The 521-nt window shown below is 42.8% G+C and carries 1 protein-coding gene; it reads right to left on the bottom strand.

All coding sequences use genetic code 11. The features are described 5' to 3' along the window. Positions 1–144: 144 nt before the first annotated feature. Positions 145–521, bottom strand: a 377-nt coding sequence (locus tag ACS8FC_RS20830) for an alanine:cation symporter family protein (RefSeq protein ID WP_439298184.1), incomplete at its 5' end; no start/stop codon positions are given.

Raw genomic sequence — 521 nt, 5'->3', positions numbered from 1 at the left:
AGATACGGATTATCAAAGAAGATGAAGCGGGTGAGATTGTCTCGTTATCGGGTGTTTTGTCAGCTAAATAATACCTTCCACAAAAAAACCACTTCAGCTTGGCTAAAGTGGTTTTTTATTTGATAAGACTTCGAGTATAACGTCTTACTGTTTTTGCTCTAATGCCTCTTTTACTGCTTTTTTGCCCCATGCACTCAGATCGAGATCTAATTTCTCATACTCTTGTGCATCGAATAACGGCTCTTTGACGCCTGATTTTAATTGACGGGCAAAGTCGTCAAGTAAGCGCTTGGCACGTGGGAACAGCATAATCAAGGCGAGTAAGTTGGCTAGTGCGAGTACGCCCATCAATGGATCAGCGAAGAAGAAGACAGTGGTTGCCGCAGGTGCTACCGCGCCCAAGAACAAGATCGCAATCACCACAATGCGTAATACCAAGGTCGCTGATTTGATATTCTTCTTAACTAAGAAGTTAATCGCATTTTCGCCCATGTAGTAGTTATACATGATCGAGCTTAGTG

It is taken from the genome of Psychrobacter sp. 1Y4 (genome assembly GCF_051847555.1).
This window is presented reverse-complemented; position numbering and strand designations above follow the sequence as displayed.